Source organism: Methyloceanibacter sp., from assembly GCF_049590335.1.
Classification (GTDB): Bacteria; Pseudomonadota; Alphaproteobacteria; order Rhizobiales; family Methyloligellaceae; genus Methyloceanibacter.
On the sequence record NZ_JBAWCQ010000099.1, the window covers coordinates 1 to 4,648 of the forward strand.

At 58.4% G+C, this 4,648-nt stretch carries 3 protein-coding genes; all 3 read left to right on the forward strand.

Annotated elements, in window-relative coordinates; all coding sequences use genetic code 11:
• Nucleotides 1-44: 44 nt before the first annotated feature.
• Nucleotides 45-1,241: an ABC transporter substrate-binding protein gene (locus tag WBQ77_RS08045; protein ID WP_424059717.1), complete on the forward strand. Its 1,197-nt coding sequence runs from the start codon at nt 45-47 to the stop codon at nt 1,239-1,241.
• 46 nt (nt 1,242-1,287) lie between these two features.
• Nucleotides 1,288-2,265: a PQQ-dependent catabolism-associated beta-propeller protein gene (locus WBQ77_RS08050; RefSeq protein ID WP_424059714.1), complete on the forward strand. Its 978-nt coding sequence runs from the start codon at nt 1,288-1,290 to the stop codon at nt 2,263-2,265.
• Between the two features lie 150 nt (nt 2,266-2,415).
• Nucleotides 2,416-4,221, forward strand: a complete 1,806-nt coding sequence (locus WBQ77_RS08055; protein WP_424059715.1) for an amidohydrolase — start codon at nt 2,416-2,418, stop codon at nt 4,219-4,221.
• Nucleotides 4,222-4,648 lie beyond the last annotated feature (427 nt).

Here is a 4,648-nt window from a genome sequence, read left to right on the forward strand (position 1 = left end):
GGCTTGGGAGCGCCCCGCCAAGGTCCTTTTGGACGCGGCTGCGAATGCTCGGTTGCCTAGGACTTTTTCTTGGCTTATTGCCGCCGGCTGCACTAGCGGCCCCTCCGACAACCAAATCAGAGCCCACTTTGGTCTCCATCGGCTACCTCAAACAGGAGGTTGACGACGCCATTCCTCTATCGCGATTGAATGTGAAACCGCACGACTTAGGGATCGCTGGCGCAAAGATCGCGCTGCGCGACAACAACACCACGGGGATGTTCACAAACCAGAAGTTCACGCTAGATGTTGAACGCGTACCAGTCGGCGGCGATCCCGTCGCCGCTCTTAACAGGCTTGTCGACAGCGGCCATCAGTTCGTATTGGTCGATGCGCCGGCACCGGTCTTGCTGGCGCTCGCCGATGCGGTCAAGGGCAAGGAGGTGCTGCTCTTCAATGTGAGCGCCGACGACGTTCGGCTCCGGCAAGAATACTGTCGTTTAAACGTGCTGCACACTGCGCCCGACATTGCCATGCTTGCCGACGCTCTTGCCCAATATCTCGTTTGGAAAAAGTGGCAGCGATGGCTCGTAGTCAGCGGTGTCTTTCCGGAAGATCAAGCCTATCGGGATGCGATCCGCCGCGCGGCGAAACGCTTCGGCGCCAAGATCGTTGATGAGCGCGAGTATGAAGAGACACCCGGCGCGCGGCGCTCCGATACCGGCCAGCAACAAATCCAGCAGCAACTACCGGTCTTTACCCAAGCCGCACCAGCCTATGACGTCCTGATCGCCGCGGATCAGCGCGAGGTCTTCGGACCCTATCTTCCCTTTCGCACCTGGGACCCACGCCCCGTTGCAGGCACGGCCGGCCTCAAAGCCATGAGTTGGCATCCGGCGCATGAACAATGGGGTGCAACCCAGATGCAAAACAGGTTCCAGCGCTTCGCGAACCGCTTCATGCTGCCGCGGGATCATCAAGCCTGGATCGCCGTTCGCGCAATCGGCGAAGCAGCCTCGCGCACCCAGTCCGGAGACTATGGGCCGATCGACGCCCACATTCGCGGCGACAGCTTCGAGCTCGCCGCTTTTAAGGGTCAGAAAGTGACATTCCGCAAATGGGACGGCCAGCTTCGCCAACCCATCATCATCGCGGGCGCAGAACTGCCGGTCTCAACGTCGCCCCAACGCGGATTCCTGCATGAGCACGAAGACGTCGATACGCTCGGAATCGATGCGCCCGAGACCAAGTGCAAACTCTAGTAAGAGACCAAATCCTGAGTACAAAACCAAGTCCTGGGAGTACATCGTGAAGACTTTGTCACTTTTAGCCGTTCTCGTGACGACCCTCTTTTTTTACGGTACGGGAGGTGCGGATGCCTACACGGTCTATGTGTCCAACGAGAAGGGCAATTCTCTAACAGTCATCGACAGCGAGACGCTGCAAGTGCTGACGACGATCCCAGTCGGGCAACGGCCGCGCGGCATCATGTTGACCAAGGATGGAAAGCAGGTCCTCATTTGCGCGAGCGACGACGATACCGTGCAAGTGCTCGACGTCGCCTCGAGGGAGATTGTGGCCGACCTTCCCTCCGGCCCCGACCCCGAGCTTTTGAACATTCATCCTTCCGGTAGCCCCGTCTACATCGCCAACGAAGACGATAACCTGCTGACGATCGTCGACCTTGAGACAACGAAGGTTTTGGCGGAGGTTCAGGTTGGCGTAGAGCCCGAGGGCGTCGGCATCAGTCCCGACGGCAAGACGGTGGTGGTGACATCCGAGACCACCAACATGGCGCATTTCATCGACACTGAGACCTTTGAAATCACCGACAATGTCCTCGTCGGCGCCCGGCCGCGTTTCGCCGAATTTACGGCCGATGGCAAGCACTTGTGGGTCAGCTCGGAGGTGGCCGGTACGGTCTCTGTAATCGATACCGCTACACGCGAGGTGGTCAAAGTCATCAAGTTCGACGTCCCAGGCGTCCAGGAGATTTACCTCCAGCCCGTAGGTGTGCGCGTGACCAAAGACGGCACGAAGGCGTTCGTGGCGCTGGGGCCGGCGAACCGCGTGGCGGTCATTGATGCGAAAACATACGAGGTCGAGGATTATCTGCTGGTCGGAAAACGCGTCTGGCAACTCGCCTTCACGCCCGACCAGAAGCTGTTGTTCGCAACGAACGGAAACAGCAACGATGTGTCGGTGATCGACGTTCCGAGTCTGAAAGTCGTTAAGTCAATTCCGACCGGAACGGCCCCTTGGGGCGTAACGATCTCGCAGGACTGAGCTCAAACCGAGAGCAGCGGACTGACCAAAGAGTTGCCCGCAGCACAGCTTTGACCTCTGTCTTGCACCGGCTCGTTTAGCCACTGCTTTCCGCGTAACATACAACTCTTGTCGACATCACGGGCACTGTGAAGATCGGAGGCTTTGCCAATGCTGACTAAGTTCTTGCGTGTCGGGACCCTTGTGGGCGTCCTGGGAGTTCCGGGTGTCGTATCCGCCCAGGACATCGCCGACACGATCTATACTGGCGGCCCCATTCTCACGATCAACGATTCTGCACCGAAGGCAGAAGCCGTCGCGGTAAAGGACGGTCGTATAGTTGCGGTCGGGGCGATGGGCGATGTAAACGCCCACAAGGGTGACCAAACACAAATATTCGACCTTGGTGGCAGGGCTATGTTGCCGGGCTTCGTCGACAGCCATGGCCACGTCGTCATGGCTGGCCTGCAGGCGTTGTCCGCAAACCTGCTGGCGCCTCCCGATGGCGACGTTACGGATATCGCAAGCCTTCAGGCCACGCTCTCCAAGTGGGCCGAGGACAATGCCGAGGCGGTCGACAAGGTTAAGATGATCATCGGCTTCGGTTATGACAACGCACAATTGGCCGAAGTGCGCCACCCGACCCGCCAGGAGTTGGACGAAGTTTCGGCAGAAATTCCTATTATTATCGTCCATCAGTCCGGGCATCTGGGTGTGGCGAACTCGAAGGCGCTTGAGATAGCGGGAATCGACGCCTCGACCGAAGATCCGGAGGGCGGAGTCATCCAGCAGGGCGACGACGGCGAGCCGAACGGAGTTCTCGAGGAGTACGCCTTCTTTCAAGTCCTTGTACCGCTTCTTTCCAAGCTTGGCCCAGACGGCATGACCGCCTTTGCAAATGCAGGAACTAAGTTGTGGGCCAGCTACGGTTACACCACCGCACAGGAAGGCCGGTCATCGGCAAGTATCGTCGAGACGTTGAAAGCAGTTGACACTGCTGGGACTCTGGAGATCGATGTCGTCGCCTATCCGGATGTGCTGGAGGCCAAAGAGTACATCAAGGACAATGTCTCCAAAGCTTACACCGGCCACGTTCGCGTCGGTGGCTGCAAGCTTACCATCGACGGCTCTCCGCAGGGCTTCACTGCACTCAGAGACCGGCCTTACTACGATCCGGTCGGCGACTACCCGCCAGGGTATGCCGGCTATGCGGCTGTTAAAATGGAACAGGTGCAGGATGCTGTGAACTGGTGCTACGAACATGGTATCCAGGTCCTGACCCACGCCAATGGCGAAGGCGCTTCGGACATGCTGATAGCAGCCATAGGCGTGGCGCAGGATAAATACCCCGACGCCAAGACACGGCCCGTACTGATCCACGGTCAATTTCTTCGGGAGGACCAGGTCGACAGCTACAAGCGGCTGGGCGTGTTTCCCTCATTGTTTCCGATGCACACGTTCTATTGGGGTGATTGGCACCGCGACCACACAGTGGGCCCGGTGAATGCAGAGAATATCTCTCCGACTGGCTGGGTCCGTCAGCGAGATATGATGTTCGGCTCGCACCATGATGCGCCGGTGGCGTTCCCAGACAGCATGCGAATTCTCTCTGCTACCGTCACTAGGCGAACTCGATCGGGTGACATTCTTGGCCCGAGCCAGCGTGTGGACGTGATGACGGCACTTAAGGCCATGACAATCTGGCCGGCCTGGCAGCATTTCGAGGAAGACCGCAAAGGCTCACTTGAGGTGGGCAAACTGGCCGATTTCGTCCTCCTCTCGGATGACCCCACCGGCGTCGACCCCGAAAAGCTAGATCAGCTCCGCGTGATGGCGACAATCAAGGAGGGCGATGTGATCTACGAGGCCGATGATGGGGTGCAGAAAGGTGAACTGGTCCGCCCAGACTTCGCTTTCAGTCCGGCCATGGCCGACCAGTTTCTCCATGCGATGTACGACGGTCTCAATAGACGCTAGCCATTGGATGCGCGCCCACTGAGGCCAGAGCGCAGCGTGTTTTGGACGTCGGTGAGGGTCGGGCGTTTGAGCTCACGATCTCAAGGTAAAGTCCGCCGCCCAAACGTCTGCTTTGGGTCATTAGCTGCCGTCGGTGCGCCGTCTCATGACGACTGCTTTGCGCCCAATAGCCGAGATGGATGTTCAGTGCACGCTCGTCATCCAGTCTCCAATAGCGCGCTCAAGGTGCGGCCTGAGAGAAGCTTCGTGGGCGCCGGCGGTTCACGGAAGTATTTGTGGCGGTTGTTACCTTAGGCGTTACCTAAGAGCGTTTTCCGGGTTTTATTCGACCCTAGTTCTTGTTCTAAGTTGCTGATTTTATTGGTAGCGGAGGAGGGACTCGAACCCCCGACACGCGGATAAATAGTCCGACAGTCGAGTTCGCCCT